Genomic DNA, 14,553 nt, shown 5'->3' with positions numbered 1-14,553 from the left:
GGTCAGTTGACGACGATACGCGTATTGCCCGGCCCCATCTCGCGCACCAGCGTATAGAACTTCTGCGCATTCGACGGCGCCAGCCTGACGCAGCCATGCGACGCCGGCCGACCGAGATTCTTCACGGCGTTCGTACCGTGGATGGCATATCCGCCATGATAGAAAACCGAATACGGCATCGGCGAATTGTCGTATTTGCGCGAATACCACATCTTGTGCATGCGGGTCGGCCGCCAGGTTCCGCGCGGCGTGACGTATCCCTTCCGCGCCGTCGAGACCTTCCAACGATAAATGACCCGGCCGTGCTTTTCGACGGTCATCGTCTGTGCCGCCAGATTCACGCGCGCGACGAGCCCCGCCGCGGAAGCAATATCAGACATGCCGAACAGCATGGTCGCAAATGCAATAGCTGAAAGAATGGATTTTTTCATCGCCACAACCCCAGATGTTACAAGCCCACCCCTTATTCTTGTTGTGTTGGTGGCAGCGTTGTGACCCTATCCCGAAGTCGCTAACGGAATCCGCAGGTCACGAGCCGGCTGCCGATCAATTTTCCCGACTGTTGCATCACGACCACGTGTTTTGGGCCAAAATCGCTTCCCTGCTTGCCAAAAGCAGGTGGGAGGGCTCCAATTAAAGCATGCGTGACCTCCTTCTGAAGACCGTCGATGGCCTCGAAGATGATCTGACGGCCCTGACCGTCGACCTGATCCGCTTTCCGACGATCAATCCTCCCGGCGAGGCCTATACGCCCTGCGCGGCATATATCGGCGACCGCCTGAAGCGGCGCGGCTTCGAGATCGAATATGTGCGCGGAGAAGGCACTCCCGGCGATACCGACCGGTACCCGCGCACCAATGTCGTCGCGCGCATCGAAGGCAACCGTCCGGGTCCGACCGTCCACTTCAATTCCCATATCGACGTGGTCGAGCCCGGCGAGGACTGGACGATGGATCCGTTCGCCGGGATCGTGAAGGACGGCCGGGTCTACGGACGGGGCTCGTGCGACATGAAGGGAGGGCTCGCGGCATCCATCATCGCCGTCGAGGCGTTTCTGCGGACTTACCCGGATTTTCCCGGCGCGATCGAGATATCCGGCACCGTCGACGAGGAATCCGGCGGCTTCGGCGGCGTCGCCTATCTGGCGAAGCAGGGATACTTCTCGAAACCCCGCGTCGACCACGTCATCATTCCCGAGCCTCTCAACAAGGATCGCATCTGCCTCGGCCATCGTGGGGTGTGGTGGGCAGAGATCGAGACCAAGGGCGAGATCGCCCACGGCTCCATGCCGTTTCTGGGCGATTGCGCCGTACGGCACATGGGTGCGGTTCTGGAAGCCTTTGAAAGAGAGCTTTTCCCGGCCCTCGACCGCAAGCGGACGACGATGCCGGTGGTGCCGGAAGGCGCACGGCGCTCCACGCTGAATCTCAATTCCATCCACGGCGGCCAGACCGAGGATTTCCGGCCCGGCCTCCCCTCGCCCAACGTGCCGGACTGGTGCCGGCTCACCATCGACCGTCGCTTCCTGCTGGAAGAGAAGATCGATGACGTGAAGGGAGAGGTGACAGCCATTCTCGATCGCCTCAAGCGCGAGCGCAGAAAGTTCGACTACGAGATTCGCGACGTCATGACGGTCCAGCCGACCATGACAGAGCGCGACGCTCCGGTCGTGAGCGCCGTTGCGGAGGGAATTCGCGCCATCTTCGACCGGGAGCCGGACTACGTGATTTCCCCCGGCACTTACGACCAGAAGCACGTCGCGCGCATCGGGCATCTCTTCGACTGCATCGCCTACGGACCCGGCATACTCGATCTTGCACATCGGCCGGACGAGTGGGTGGGCATACGGGACATGGTGGAATCGGCGAAGGTCATGGCGATCGGCCTTGATCTTCTTCTTAACGGTCGCGCACGCTAACGTTTGCGATATTCAAAGAAAGTCCTTTTCCCAAATCTCTGCCGCACCGCAACAAAACGGCATTTACTCGCCCGCCGTTTCGCGCTTTGATCTCCCGAATTCTGTGGGGAGATCATCATGAAAGTCTGGAAATCCATTCTGGCAGCGGCGGCGCTTGCGTTGGCTTCGACCACTGCCGCTCTCGCAGCACGCGCCGATCTCGTCGTCGGCGTCGTCCTTGAACCCCCGCATCTCGACCCGACAGCCGGCGCCGCCGCCGCGATCGACGAGGTCGTCTACGCCAACGTCTTCGAAGGGCTGACCCGCATCACCGCGACCGGCGAGATTGCTCCGGCTCTGGCGGAAAGCTGGACAGTCTCGGACGATGGAAAGACATACACATTCAAGCTCCGCACGGGGGTCAAATTCCACGACGGCAGCGATTTCACCGCAAACGATGTGAAATTCTCGTACGATCGAGCCCGCGCCGAAAACTCGACCAACGCACAGAAAGGCCTGTTCGCCGCGATCGACAACGTCGAGGTCGTGGATCCGGCGACGGTCAAGGTGTCGCTGAAATATCCGGAAGGCCTTTTCCTCTACAATATGGGCATTGGCGACGCGATCATCGTGGCGTCGGAGTCGGCTGAGACAAACAAGGAAAAGCCGGTCGGCACCGGCCCGTTCAAGTTCGACAGCTGGGCGAAAGGCTCCAGCATCAAGCTTTCGAAAGCCGAGAGCTATTGGGGCGACCCCGTCGCGCTCGACAAGGTGGAATTCCGCGTCATCCCGGATGCCGCCGCGGCCGTGCCGGCCCTGCTCTCGGGCGACGTACAGGCCTTCCCGAACGCCCCCGTCGGCGACGCGCTGCCGCAGCTTCAGGCCGATTCCAGACTCAAGGTGGTGATCGGCACCACGGAGGGCGAGACGATACTGTCCGTCAACAACAAGAAGCCGCCTTTCGACAAGCTGGAGGTGCGTCAGGCGCTTGCCTCAGCTATCGACAAGAAGGCGGTGATCGCCGGCAATGGGACGGGACTGGGCGAGCCTATCGGTTCGTTCCTGTCGCCGGCCAACCCGGCCTACATCGATCTGACCGGCGAGTATCCCTACGACGTCGCCAAGGCGAAGGAATACCTGAAGGCCGCCGGACTCGAAAACGGCTTCTCCGCGACGCTGAAGTTGCCCCCGCCGGCCTATGCCCGCGACGGCGGACAGGTCATCGCATCCCAACTGCGCGAGATCGGCGTCAATCTGGAGATCATCCCGGTCGAGTGGGCGGACTGGCTGAGCAAGGTCTTTACCGAAAAGGACTACGACCTGACCATCGTCTCCCACACCGAGGCGAACGACATCGATATCTTCTCCCGGCCCGGCTACTACTTCCAGTACGAGAATCCGGAATTCAACAAGGTCATCGAGGAGCTGAAGGTCACCAACGACGAGGCCAAACGGAAGGAACTGCTCGGTTCCGCGCAGAAAATCCTCGCGCATGACGTGCCCGCGATCTTCCTTTTCGAACTGCCGAAGGTCGGCGTGTGGGATGCGAAGCTCGAAGGCATGTGGGAAAACGCCCCGATCCAGGCGACTGACCTGACCAAGGTGAAGTGGGTGGACTGACCGCAGTGGGCTAGTCCGTGGCCGCCTACATTCTGAAACGCCTGCTGATCGGCGTCGCCACGTTGCTGGCGGCGTCGATCGTCGTTTTCGCGGTGCTTGAGATATTGCCCGGCGACCCGGCCCAGCTCATGCTGGGAACCACCGCCACGCCGGATGCCGTCGCGGCGCTGCGTGAACAACTGGGCCTCAACCAGCCGATCCTGTGGCGCTACCTGAACTGGCTCGGCGGGCTGCTCACGCTGGATTTCGGCCGGTCCTACACCTATTCGGTTCCGGTCATCGACCTGATCACCGAACGGATCGGCGTATCGCTGCCTTTGGCGATCATCTCGCTTTTTCTCTCGACGGCCATCGCCATTCCGGTCGGCCTGTTCGCCGCCGCCAGGCGCGGACGCGCGGCGGACGCCATTTCCATGGGCCTGTCGCAATTCGGCGTGGCCGTGCCGAATTTCTGGTTCGCGCTGATCCTGATCTACGTCTTTGCGGTCTGGCTGCGGCTGGTGCCGGCGGGCGGTTTTCCGGGCTGGAGCGCCGGCATCCGGCCTGCCCTGACGGCGCTGATCCTGCCGGCTTTCGCGCTGGCGCTGCCGCAGGCTGCGATCCTCGCCCGCGTCACCCGTCAGGCGCTGCTCGAAGTGCTCGGCGAGGACTATATCCGCACCGCCCGCGCCAAAGGCATGCCGTGGCGGCACGTGCTCTGGCGGCATGCGCTGCGCAACGCCATGATACCGGTGCTCACCATTCTCGGCCTGCAATTCGCCTTCCTGCTCGCCGGCACGATCATCATCGAGAACGTGTTCTACCTGCCCGGCCTCGGCCGGCTGATCTTCCAGGCGATCACCCAGCGCGACCTTATCGTGGTTGAAGGCGTCGTCATGCTGCTCGTCGCGGCGGTCGTCATCGTCAACCTGCTGGTCGACCTCTCATACGCCATCGTCGACCCGCGCCTCAGGGCTCCGGCATGAACGAGCCCGTCGCCGCGAGCCCGGAAACCTTTCGCGGCATTGTCGCGCGGGCATTCCGCAGCCGCTCCTTCGTTGTCGGCTTTGTGCTGACGGCGCTCATCGCTCTCATGGCGCTCGTATCGTTCTTCTGGACGCCCTACGACGTCACCCGGCTCGTCGTTGCGGATCGCATGCTTCCGCCCTCCGCGACGCACTGGTTCGGCACCGACCATTTCGGACGCGACAACTTTTCGATGATCATGATCGGCGCCCGCAACTCGATAGCGGTAGCGCTGGTAGCCGTCGGCATCGGCATGGGAATCGGCGTGCCGCTCGGCTGCTGGGCCGCCGCCCGCGGCGGCTGGCTGGACGAAGCGCTGATGCGTTTCAACGACCTCGTCTTCGCCTTCCCTGCCCTGCTTTCGGCGGTCATGATCACGGCGATCTTCGGCCCCGGCGCGGTGAACGCCATCATCGCGATCGGCATCTTCAACATCCCGGTCTTCGCACGCGTGGCGCGCGCCGGCGCGCTGTCGCTCTGGCCGAGGGAGTTCATCCTCGCTGCCCGCGCCGCCGGCAAGGGCCCGGCGCTCATCACCATCGAGCATATTCTTCCCAACATCGCGAACCTCCTGCTGGTGCAGGGCACTATCCAGTTCGCGCTCGGCATTCTGGCGGAGGCCGGCCTGTCTTATGTCGGTCTCGGCGCTCAGCCTCCCATGCCGAGTTGGGGACGGATGCTGTTCGACGCCCAGACCCGTATGATCGTGGCGCCCTTTCTGGCGCTCTTTCCCGGCTTCGCCATCGTGCTCACCGTGCTCGGCCTCAACCTTCTCGGCGACGGCCTGTCCGATACGCTCGATCCCAAGCTGAGGCGGCAGCGGTGAGCTTGCTGGAGATCGAAAAGCTCGCGCTCGCCATCGACGGCAGGCCGATCCTGAAAGGCGTCGACCTGTCGATCGCGCCCGGCGAAATCATGGGCCTCGTCGGCGAATCGGGCTCCGGCAAGTCGATGACGGCGCTCACCGTCATGCAGTTGCTGCCTGCCGGCGCGCGCGCCACGGGACGTGTCCATTTCTCCGGCATTGATCTGCTCACGGCCGGAGAACAGCGCATGTGCGAACTGCGCGGCGACGACATCGGCATGGTCTTCCAGGAGCCGATGACGGCGCTGAACCCGGTCAAGACCATCGGCGAACAGGTCGCCGAAGGCATACGCTGGCACACCGGAGCCAGCCGCGCCGACGCGGAAGATCGCGCGCGAAAAATCCTCGACCGCGTCGGCCTGCCCGAGAGCAGATTTCCGCTGTCCCGCTATCCGCACGAGCTTTCGGGCGGCCAGCGCCAGCGCGTCGTCATCGCCATCGCCTGCGCGCTCAAGCCAAAACTCCTGATCGCCGACGAGCCAACGACGGCACTGGACGTCGTGTTGCAGGCGCAGATCCTCGACCTTCTGCGCAACCTCGTCTACGAGAACAGAATGGGCCTGCTGCTCATCTCGCACGATCTCGCGGTGGTGACCGAAATGGCCGACCGCATCACCATCCTTCGGAACGGCGAGGTGATGGAGACGGGCGAGACAGCCCTCACCCTGTCGGAGCAGTCGCACCCCTATACGCGGCAGCTCGCGCTGGCGTCGATGCATGTGCCGGCGCGTACCATGCCCCATTCCCCGGGAAGCGAACCGCTGCTCGAAGTGAAGAATATCACCAAGGATTATCGCGGACGACGCGTTTCGCTGTTCCGGTCGGGCGAGCCGATGCGCGCCGTGGACGATGTCTCGTTCAGCCTGCATCGCGGCCAGTCGGTCGCGCTCGTCGGGCGCTCCGGTTGCGGGAAATCGACCCTCGCCCGCATGATTCTTGCGCTCGATAAGCCGACGTCGGGCGAGATCCGGTTCAGGAATGAAGCGATTACAGGCAGATCGGAGGGCGAGCTTCGGCCTGCCCGCCGCGACATGCAGGTGGTGTTCCAGGACCCCTACGGCTCGTTCGACCCTCGCCACCGCGTCGAAAGGCTGGTCGCCGAACCGCTTCACCTGCTGGAACAACAGCCGAATCCGGCGGAGCGCCGCGACATGGTGGCGACGGCGCTGCACGAAGTCGGTCTCCTCGCCGCCGACATGCACAAATATCCGCACGAATTTTCAGGCGGCCAGCGCCAGCGCATCTCCATCGCGCGCGCGCTCATAACGCGCCCGAAGCTGATCGTGGCCGACGAGCCGGTCTCCGCGCTCGACGTCTCGATCCGTGCGCAAATTCTCGATCTCTTCGCGGAATTGAACCAGAGGCTCGGCATCGCCTATCTCTTCATCACGCACGATCTGACTGTGGCGCGCGCCATCACCGACGACGTGATGGTCATGCATGAGGGGCGCATCGTCGAGACCGGCAGGACGGCCGACGTGCTTGACAACCCGGCATCCGAAGCCGCGAAGCAACTGGTCGCGGCGGCACCCGATCTGCATCGCGCCATCGCCCGCCGGATGCGCGAACAGGGCTGAGGCGAACACCGTCGGCGATCTACGCGCCGCCCTTCACCACATCCACCGGCTGCAACCCGAGCGTATCAAGTATGCGCCGCAGCAGGCGGACCTCCTGCGCCGCGAGCTGATTGTCGGCCTTGGCGATGTCGGCCATGTGCTGCGCAAGCGCCTGCCGCCGCTCCAGCTTCAGGCCCCGGAACAGGGCGAGCGCCTGCGAGCCGTTGGTTTCGTAGCCGAAATCGTTGAGATACTGCACGACCGCATCCACGCTCTCCTCGGCGATACCGAAGGCATCCCGGCAGATGCGTCGGAAGGTCGCCATCTCGTGTTCTTCCACCTCTCCATCCGCGAGAATCATGCGGAAGAGCAGAAGCAGTTCGGCCGACAGGATCGGATCGTCCGCCACCTTGCGAACGCCCGGATCACCATCGAGCAGGTTGCGTATCTGTCCCAGCAATCCGACCGCCATCTGCGCCACCTCCGAGGATTGGCAAACTGGTAGCGGGTTTTTCGGCTTGCGCAACCGGTCTCGCTATGATCGATGCGCGCGACCGTCCATCCGTTGCACACGGGAAACATGTTCGAACTCGCGACCGACGCCGTGTTGCTTCTTGCCCTGGCGGCATTCGTCGCCGGTTTCATCGACGCCATAGCCGGCGGCGGCGGTCTTATCGTCATTCCAGCGCTGCTGCTTGCCGGCCTGTCGCCGCTGCAGGCTCTCGCGACGAACAAGCTGCAGGGGCTTTTCGGCAGCGGGTCGGCGACCTGCGCCTTCGCATCGCGCGGGTTGATCGACTTCAGGCATCACCTGCCTGCGGCGGTCTGCTCTCTCGCCGGATCGATTGGCGGCGCCCTTCTCGCGCATGCCATTCCAGGCGACTGGCTCAAGATCGCCCTGCCGTTCATGCTGGTCGCGATAGCACTCTACTTCGCGGTAAAACCCAATCTGAGCGATCTCGATCATGCGGCGCGGATACCGCCTTTGATGTTCGCGCTGCTGCCCGCGCTTGGCGTCGGCTTCTACGATGGCATCTTTGGTCCGGGCGCTGGTTCGTTCTTCATGCTCGCCTACGTCACGCTCGCCGGCTTCGGCGTGCTGAGGGCAACCGCGCATACCAAGCTGCTGAATTTTGCGTCGAATTTCGGCGCTTTCTGCGTCTTCGCGCTCTCGGGGGCGGTTCTGTGGAAACTTGGCATTGTCATGGGCGTCGCCCAGTTCCTCGGCGCGCGCCTCGGCGCGATGCTCGCCATGCGCATTGGCGCGCGGCTGATCAAGCCGCTTCTCGTGGCCGTCTGCATATCCCTAGCCTTGCGGCTGCTGATCGATCCTTCCAATCCTGTTCGCGTCTGGCTGGCCGGCTGACAGATAGAATCGTATCTTGCACATCCCGTCTTCCATTTGCGCACATCCGCTTTGCCCGATCCCCGGTTGCGCCGGTCCGCCACTGGCCTAAACTGCGGCCTTCAGATCGACGTTCGGTTTTGGGAGGCCGGGATGGACGCTGCGATCGATGCCGGCGCAAGCCAGTTCGAACTCACCGAAGACCAGCGCGCGATTCAGGAAATGGCCGGCGCGTTCGCAGCCGACCGGGTCGCGCCGAAGGCGCTCGAGTGGGACAGGATCAAGCATTTCCCGCGGGACATCATAAGCGAGGCCGGACCGCTTGGCTTCGGCGGCATCTATGTGCGGGACGACGTCGGCGGCTCGGGCCTTGGCCGGCTCGACGCGGTGCTCGTCTTCGAGGCGCTGTCGAAAGCCTGCCCGGCCTTCGCCTCCTTCATCTCCATCCATAATATGGGCGCGTGGATGATCGACACCTTCGGTGACGACGAACAGCGCCGACGTTTCCTGCCGAAACTCACCTCGATGGAATGGCTTGCCGGCTATTGCCTCACCGAGCCGGGTTCGGGTTCAGATGCAGCCGCCCTGAAGACGCGCGCGGTGCGTTCCGGCGACGAATACGTGCTGAACGGCACCAAGCAGTTCATTTCGGGCGCAGGCGCCAACGACGTCTATGTCGCCATGGTCAGAACCGGCGACGACGGCCCGAAGGGCATTTCCACGATCGTCGTGCCGAAGGATGCGCCGGGGCTTTCCTTCGGCGCCAACGAATACAAGATGGGCTGGAACATGCAGCCGACGCGGCAGGTCATCTTCGAGAACTGCCGCGTGCCGGCCGGGAATCTGCTCAGTGGCGAAGGCGCCGGCTTCCGGATCGCCATGGCCGGTCTGGACGGCGGTCGTCTCAACATCGCCGCCTGTTCACTCGGCGGCGCGCAGTCGGCCTTCGACAAGGCGCTAGGCTATGCCGGCGAGCGAAAAGCCTTCGGCAAGACTATCGACCAGTTCCAGGCGCTGCAGTTCCGGCTGGCCGACATGGAAACGCAACTGCAGGCTTCCCGCATGCTGCTCTATACGGCCGCCGCGAAACTGGATCGCAAGACGCCCGACGCCTCGAAATGGTCGGCCATGGCGAAACGCTTCGTCACCGACACGTGCTTCGAGGTAGCCAACGACGCGCTGCAACTACACGGCGGCTACGGCTATCTCCACGAATACGGCATCGAGAAACTGGTGCGCGACCTGCGTGTGCACCAGATTCTTGAAGGCACGAACGAAATCATGCGGGTGATCATCGCTCGCCACCTTGTAGGAAGGGCGTAGGGGCAGGACGCAGCGACAGAAAGCGCCCTTGTTCTTCGCTCCCTCGTTTCCGGAGGAACCATCATGACCACCATCGCCTTCATCGGCCTCGGCAATATGGGCAACCCGATGGCTGCAAACCTCGTGAAGGCCGGACATCGGGTGCAGGGGTTCGATCTCGTTCCCGAGAATCTGGCGTTGGCGCGCGACAATGGCGTGGCGGCGGTGGAGGATTCGCGGAGCGCGATCGAAGGAGCCGAGGTGATCATCACCATGCTTCCGGCCGGCAAGCATGTGCTGTCGGTCTACGAGGAAATCACCCCTTGGGCAGCCAAAGGCACGCTGATGATCGACTGTTCGACGATCGATGTCGAATCGGCGCGCAAGGCGCATGCCATTGCCGGCAAGAACGGCCTTCTGTCCATCGACGCGCCGGTTTCCGGCGGCACGGGCGGTGCGGCGGCTGGCACGCTTACATTCATGGCTGGCGGCTCGACGGAAGCCTTTGCGAAGGCTGAGCCGGTGCTCAAGCCAATGGCCGGCAGGATCGTGCATTGCGGCGACGCCGGCGCCGGACAGGCGGCGAAAATCTGCAACAACATGATCCTTGGTATCTCGATGATCGGTGTGGGCGAAGCCTTCGTGCTTGCCGAAAAGCTCGGTCTCTCGCACCAGGCGCTTTACGACGTGGCCTCAACCTCCTCCGGCCAGTGCTGGTCGCTGACGAGCTACTGTCCCGTGCCGGGACCGGTCCCGAACTCTCCCGCCAATCGCGATTATCGCCCGGGCTTTGCCGCGGCGCTCATGCTCAAGGACCTCAAGCTCGCGCAGGAGGCCGCGCAAGCGGCCGGGGCTGTCACGCCTCTCGGCGCTGAAGCGACGCAACTCTATGCGCTGTTCAACGCGCTCGGCGAAGGCGGCGCCGACTTCTCGGGCATCATCCGGATGCTGCGGGGTAACGCAGCGTAAAGCCTTCGTTTTCTACGCTTTTTTCGTGTTGCCGCGCAAAAAAGCCGCAAATTCATCTTTGCTTAATGTCTCGATAACCGCCCGGTAACGATGTTCCTTTAGTACGGATCGCAAGGCGGACATCGCAGCCGCCCCGCGCTCCGGATCAGGTCAAGCGTACCGGAGCCCGTGACTTTCGCAGTGTAGCGTTCGCGAAAGGCCATGCGTTCGAATGGCAAGACCGCGCCCCCTGAAAGGACGCGGTTTTTGCCTTTTCAACCGCGCGAAAGCCGCCGGAAATTTGCCCGCACGCGTCGGTTGATCGGCTTCATGGCGGCGTCCGTCGCGTCTTGCAGGGCTTTGCCGTTCACAAGGGCCGGCACCTTTCCGGAGGCTACCTCCGGCCAGAAGCTCCACATGGATTTTACCAGCGACATCTGGGCCGCAACCATGCCTTCCGCAGCCGCGGCCGCCTTTTCCGCCATCGCTTTCGTCGTCTCGGTCCGCCGGCGCGTGCCGGCGGCCTCCGTTGTCAGGATCGGCAACCGCGCCCCGATGACCGCTGGCACGAGCATAAGAGCGGGAACGGCCGGCACCGGGAGCGCTCCACGCGATCGTTTCGAAGAAGACATGCGCCACCCCATATCTCGGCACGGAACCCGGCGCGAAATCAGTCTCGCGGCTGGAATTGCGGGTCCACCGGCGGACGCAACGCGTTCGCCAGCCGATTGGTTTCATTGGCCTTGCCGACCACGGCGAGCAGTTCCGTGAACTGCGCATCGGTCATGCCCTTGGCGCGAGCCGATGCGGTATGGGAATAGGTGCAATACTCGCAGCCATTGGTCGCGGAGACGGCAATATAGATCAGTTCCTTCGTCAGCGGGTCGAGCGCGCCTGGCCCCATGATCTCCTTGAGAGACTCCCACATCCGGCGAAGCTGCACGGGATCATGCGCCAGAACCTTCCAGAAATTGTTGATCCAGTCGGTCTTCCGTGTCGCCATTATGTCGTCATAGACGGCGCGGACTTCAGCGTTTGCCGCCTCGTATTCGATCAGGGGAAGCAGGGATTTGCCGCTCATGAAAGTTCTCTCCGGTCGATGACGGGCGCCTTGGCGCCTGTCTGAATGTCATTTGCGCTTGAGATCCGCGGCGGCAAGGTCGAGGGCCTTGAGAATGCGGTCGCAGGCGAGATCGATCGTCTCCTTCGTCCAGATCAGCGGCGGCGACATGATCATCGTATCGCCGGTCGCGCGCATCATCAGGCCGTTGGAAACGGCATGATCGCGAATGACGACGGCGGCGCTGCCAGCCGGCTCGAACCTGTCGCGAGAGCCCTTCTCCCTGACGATCTCGATCGCTCCGAGGAAGCCGAGCGTACGGACCTCGCCCACCAGATCGTGTCCGGCGACACGCTTCCGCAACTGCTCGGCGAGGTATGGGCCGGTTTCGGTGCGGACCCTCTCGATCATGCCTTCCTTTTCGATGATCTCGAGATTCTTCAGGGCCACGGCGCACGCCACCGGATGCCCGGAATAGGTATAGCCGTGATAGAATTCCCCGCCCTTCTCGACGAGCGCTCCGGCGATGCGGTCGCCGACCAGCAGGGCCGACAGCGGCTGATAGCCGGAGGTCAGCGCCTTGGCGGTGGTGATCGTATCCGCCTCGATGCCGAGCATCTGTGCGGCGAACCATTGTCCCGTGCGGCCATAGCCGGTGATGACCTCGTCGAGCATCAGGAGAACGTCATATTTGCGGCAGATACGCTGGATTTCGGGCCAGTAGCTCGCTGGAGGAATCTTGACGCCCCCCGCTCCCTGCACCGGCTCGCCGATGAAGGCCGCCACGTTCTCAGGCCCTGCTTCGAGAATCGCGTCCTCCACGGCCTTCGCAGCGCGCAGCCCGAAATCGTGGTCGCTCTCGCCGGGCCGGGCCAGTTCGAACGCATAGGGCATCATCACATGCACGATGTTGGGCACCGCTCCCCCAAGCTGGTCGTGCATGCCGCTCATGCCGCCGAGCGACGTGCCGGCAACGGTCGAGCCGTGATAGGCCATGTTGCGCGAAATGATGCGGTTCTTCTCGGGTTTGCCTTCCAGCGCCCAATAGTGCCGCACGAGCCTCAGCGCTGTATCGTTGGCCTCCGAGCCGGAGGAGCCGAAGAACACATGGTTGATGTTGGCCGGTGCGATCGAGGCGAGCTTGTCGGCCAGCAGCGTCGCAGTCGGCGTCGTGCAGCGGAAGAAGGAGTTGTAGTAAGGCAGTTCCTTCATCTGCGCATAGGCGGCGTCCGCCAGTTCGTCGCGGCCGTAACCGATATTGACGCACCAGAGGCCCGCCATGGCGTCGAGGATTTCGTTGCCTTCGGTGTCGTAGATGAACGGCCCATCGGCGCGCGAGATGATACGCGTGCCCGCGGCTCGGAGGTCCTTGTGGTCCGTGAAAGGATGCAGGTGGTGCGCGGCATCCATCTGCTGAAGCTGCGCCAGCGAAAAATTCTGATAGCTCATGGATTTGGTCCCGTTTCTTGAATCAAGCCGGCTTTCGCCGAGGCGGATTCAGGCGGGGAATGGCGGCGAATAGCCGATACGGGCGCAAAGCCGCAGCAGTTCGGCATGCAGGGTGCGACGCGAAGGCGTCGACGCATGGCTTTCAACGAACTGTTGGCGGCGGACCATTTTGGCAGTCTAGACCGCCGCTCGACCCCGGTTCAAGAGCGCCTTCGCGCGACCGAGCGATAGAGAACGAAGGCCGACGTCAGCATGCTGAGCGTCGCGATCGATCCGGGCAGGCCAAGAGGTCCGACGACGTGCATCAGCGTCCCCGCGACGGGCGGGCCGGCGATGCCGCCCATTCCCCACATCAGGGCGAAGGCGGAATTGCCTGCGACCAGAGTCGCGCCCTTGAAGCGGTTGCCGAGCTCGACCAGCGCCATCGTGTAGACGCCGTATCCGACACCGCCCATCACCATCAGGACAAGCCATATGAACGGACCGCTGATCAACACACCAACGAGAACGGCGCAGACCGCCGTCGTCAGCGCGCAACCGACCATCATCATCCGTGCGCCGAAACGTTCGGCCGCAAGCCCTAGCGGCACCTGCAGGAATATGTTGCCGAGCGAAAGCGCCGTGACGAGGCTCGCCTGTGTCGCCTCGCCCAGACCGTAGGCCGCGCCGAACACCGGCGTCAACGCATAGGTGCTCTGCTGCACGGCCGCGGAGACAAGCACCGCGAACAACAGCGCCGGCGCGAGCGGCGCGAAGCTCGTCACGCCGGCGACGGCATTCGTATCGTCCGGGCCAGCCTCGTTGTCGAATCCGGGAAGATCGGCGGTGACGAGGAAAAGGACCAGCCCGCAGCCGAGAAAAGCAGCGATCGCGAACAGAAACGGTGGCCATCCGCCTGCGCCGAGAAGCGCAAGGGCGAGCGGACCGGCCGCGTAGCCTCCGCCCATGATGGCGTTGAAGACGCCCATCACCCTTCCCCGGCGTTTCGGCGGCGCGAGCGCCAGCGCCCAGATCTCGCCAAGGACATAAAGGGGATTGATGATGACGCCGAGCAGGAAACGCACCGCGAACCAGGCCACCCAGTTCTGCAGGGCGCCGATCAGCAGAAAGCAGATCGCCGCCCCAATCGCACAGGCCACGGCCAGATTGCGCGCCCCGAATCGTGAGACGAGTTGCGGGATGAACACCGCGGACGTTATGAGCCCGACAGGCATCATCGCCGCAGACAAGCCGATAAGCACCGGCGACATGTCCTGCCGCTGCATCAGGATGCTGAAGAGCGGATAGCTCAGGCCCTGGCCCGCGCCGAACGCCGCCAGCGCCGCCGTCACACCCAGCAAAGCGCCCCAGCGGGGCGGCAGGTCGTCGTCCGCTTCGGACTGCTTTGGTTGCTCGGTGATACTCATCGCTGCTAGACAGCAAAGAGATATCTCTCGCGCAATGGCACAGGCGGCACCCGAACACGCGGCCATTCGCTTCGCGTGTCATCTGCTCCATGTCGTTTCC

At 63.4% G+C, this 14,553-nt stretch carries 14 protein-coding genes; 8 read left to right on the top strand and 6 right to left on the bottom strand.

The window, feature by feature from the left end; translation table 11 throughout:
* Positions 1-2: 2 nt before the first annotated feature.
* On the bottom strand, positions 3-431 hold the full coding sequence (locus M9955_24940) for a L,D-transpeptidase (GenBank protein ID MCO5084895.1): 429 nt from the start codon (positions 429-431) through the stop codon (positions 3-5).
* 209 nt (positions 432-640) lie between these two features.
* Between M9955_24940 and M9955_24935 the strand changes: the two genes are divergently transcribed.
* The 5 genes from M9955_24935 (at position 641) to M9955_24915 (ending at position 6,964) form a co-directional block, all read left to right on the top strand.
* Entirely contained in the window at positions 641-1,918 is a 1,278-nt protein-coding gene (locus tag M9955_24935; GenBank protein ID MCO5084894.1) for an acetylornithine deacetylase/succinyl-diaminopimelate desuccinylase family protein, read from the top strand.
* A gap of 117 nt (positions 1,919-2,035) precedes the next feature.
* A complete protein-coding gene (locus M9955_24930; GenBank protein MCO5084893.1) occupies positions 2,036-3,517 on the top strand; it encodes an ABC transporter substrate-binding protein in 1,482 nt (493 codons plus the stop codon).
* 17 nt (positions 3,518-3,534) lie between these two features.
* Positions 3,535-4,482 (top strand): ABC transporter permease, encoded by a 948-nt coding sequence (locus M9955_24925; protein MCO5084892.1) that lies wholly within the window; start codon positions 3,535-3,537, stop codon positions 4,480-4,482.
* Positions 4,479-5,348, top strand: coding sequence for an ABC transporter permease (locus M9955_24920; protein MCO5084891.1), 870 nt, complete (start codon positions 4,479-4,481; stop codon positions 5,346-5,348). Before M9955_24925 ends, M9955_24920 begins: the two co-directional genes overlap by 4 nt.
* Positions 5,345-6,964 (top strand): dipeptide ABC transporter ATP-binding protein, encoded by a 1,620-nt coding sequence (locus tag M9955_24915; protein ID MCO5084890.1) that lies wholly within the window; start codon positions 5,345-5,347, stop codon positions 6,962-6,964. The genes M9955_24920 and M9955_24915 overlap by 4 nt, the downstream gene beginning before the upstream one ends.
* Before the next feature lie 19 nt (positions 6,965-6,983).
* Here the strand turns inward: M9955_24915 and M9955_24910 are convergent, their stop codons facing one another.
* Positions 6,984-7,415, bottom strand: coding sequence for a TerB family tellurite resistance protein (locus M9955_24910; GenBank protein MCO5084889.1), 432 nt, complete (start codon positions 7,413-7,415; stop codon positions 6,984-6,986).
* Between the two features lie 108 nt (positions 7,416-7,523).
* Here M9955_24910 and M9955_24905 point away from each other — a divergent pair, with 108 nt between their 5' ends.
* The 3 genes from M9955_24905 to mmsB all read left to right on the top strand — a co-directional run bounded on the left by M9955_24905 (position 7,524) and on the right by mmsB (position 10,559).
* A complete protein-coding gene (locus M9955_24905; protein MCO5084888.1) occupies positions 7,524-8,309 on the top strand; it encodes a TSUP family transporter in 786 nt (261 codons plus the stop codon).
* Between the two features lie 132 nt (positions 8,310-8,441).
* On the top strand, positions 8,442-9,611 hold the full coding sequence (locus M9955_24900) for an isobutyryl-CoA dehydrogenase (GenBank protein ID MCO5084887.1): 1,170 nt from the start codon (positions 8,442-8,444) through the stop codon (positions 9,609-9,611).
* A 63-nt stretch (positions 9,612-9,674) separates the two neighbouring features.
* On the top strand, positions 9,675-10,559 hold the full coding sequence (gene mmsB, locus M9955_24895) for a 3-hydroxyisobutyrate dehydrogenase (GenBank protein MCO5084886.1): 885 nt from the start codon (positions 9,675-9,677) through the stop codon (positions 10,557-10,559).
* 254 nt (positions 10,560-10,813) lie between these two features.
* Here mmsB and M9955_24890 read toward each other — a convergent pair whose 3' ends face one another.
* From M9955_24890 to M9955_24875, 4 genes are all read right to left on the bottom strand, one after another.
* Entirely contained in the window at positions 10,814-11,134 is a 321-nt protein-coding gene (locus M9955_24890) for a hypothetical protein (protein MCO5084885.1), read from the bottom strand.
* Positions 11,135-11,208: 74 nt separating this feature from the next.
* On the bottom strand, positions 11,209-11,619 hold the full coding sequence (locus tag M9955_24885) for a carboxymuconolactone decarboxylase family protein (protein MCO5084884.1): 411 nt from the start codon (positions 11,617-11,619) through the stop codon (positions 11,209-11,211).
* Positions 11,620-11,667: 48 nt separating this feature from the next.
* Entirely contained in the window at positions 11,668-13,047 is a 1,380-nt protein-coding gene (locus M9955_24880) for an aspartate aminotransferase family protein (GenBank protein ID MCO5084883.1), read from the bottom strand.
* A gap of 200 nt (positions 13,048-13,247) precedes the next feature.
* The gene (locus tag M9955_24875) at positions 13,248-14,453 is read right to left on the bottom strand and encodes an MFS transporter (protein ID MCO5084882.1); all 1,206 of its coding nucleotides are present in this window, start codon (positions 14,451-14,453) and stop codon (positions 13,248-13,250) included.
* Positions 14,454-14,553: the final 100 nt, after the last annotated feature.

The sequence above is a fragment of the Rhizobiaceae bacterium genome (assembly GCA_023953845.1).
GTDB lineage: Bacteria > Pseudomonadota > Alphaproteobacteria > Rhizobiales > Rhizobiaceae > Arvimicrobium.
Note: the sequence above shows the minus strand (reverse complement) of the source record. Positions and strands in the feature narration are given on the sequence as shown.

What these genes read in the sequence shown, in the direction of transcription:
- M9955_24940 (MCO5084895.1), bottom strand. Translation starts at nt 431, where the DNA reads ATGAAAAAATCCATTCTTTCAGCTATTGCATTTGCGACCATGCTGTTC.
- M9955_24935 (MCO5084894.1), top strand. Translation starts at nt 641, where the DNA reads ATGCGTGACCTCCTTCTGAAGACCGTCGATGGCCTCGAAGATGATCTG.
- M9955_24930 (MCO5084893.1), top strand. Translation starts at nt 2,036, where the DNA reads ATGAAAGTCTGGAAATCCATTCTGGCAGCGGCGGCGCTTGCGTTGGCT.
- M9955_24920 (MCO5084891.1), top strand. Translation starts at nt 4,479, where the DNA reads ATGAACGAGCCCGTCGCCGCGAGCCCGGAAACCTTTCGCGGCATTGTC.
- M9955_24910 (MCO5084889.1), bottom strand. Translation starts at nt 7,415, where the DNA reads ATGGCGGTCGGATTGCTGGGACAGATACGCAACCTGCTCGATGGTGAT.
- M9955_24905 (MCO5084888.1), top strand. Translation starts at nt 7,524, where the DNA reads ATGTTCGAACTCGCGACCGACGCCGTGTTGCTTCTTGCCCTGGCGGCA.
- M9955_24900 (MCO5084887.1), top strand. Translation starts at nt 8,442, where the DNA reads ATGGACGCTGCGATCGATGCCGGCGCAAGCCAGTTCGAACTCACCGAA.
- mmsB (MCO5084886.1), top strand. Translation starts at nt 9,675, where the DNA reads ATGACCACCATCGCCTTCATCGGCCTCGGCAATATGGGCAACCCGATG.
- M9955_24885 (MCO5084884.1), bottom strand. Translation starts at nt 11,619, where the DNA reads ATGAGCGGCAAATCCCTGCTTCCCCTGATCGAATACGAGGCGGCAAAC.
- M9955_24880 (MCO5084883.1), bottom strand. Translation starts at nt 13,047, where the DNA reads ATGAGCTATCAGAATTTTTCGCTGGCGCAGCTTCAGCAGATGGATGCC.
- M9955_24875 (MCO5084882.1), bottom strand. Translation starts at nt 14,453, where the DNA reads ATGAGTATCACCGAGCAACCAAAGCAGTCCGAAGCGGACGACGACCTG.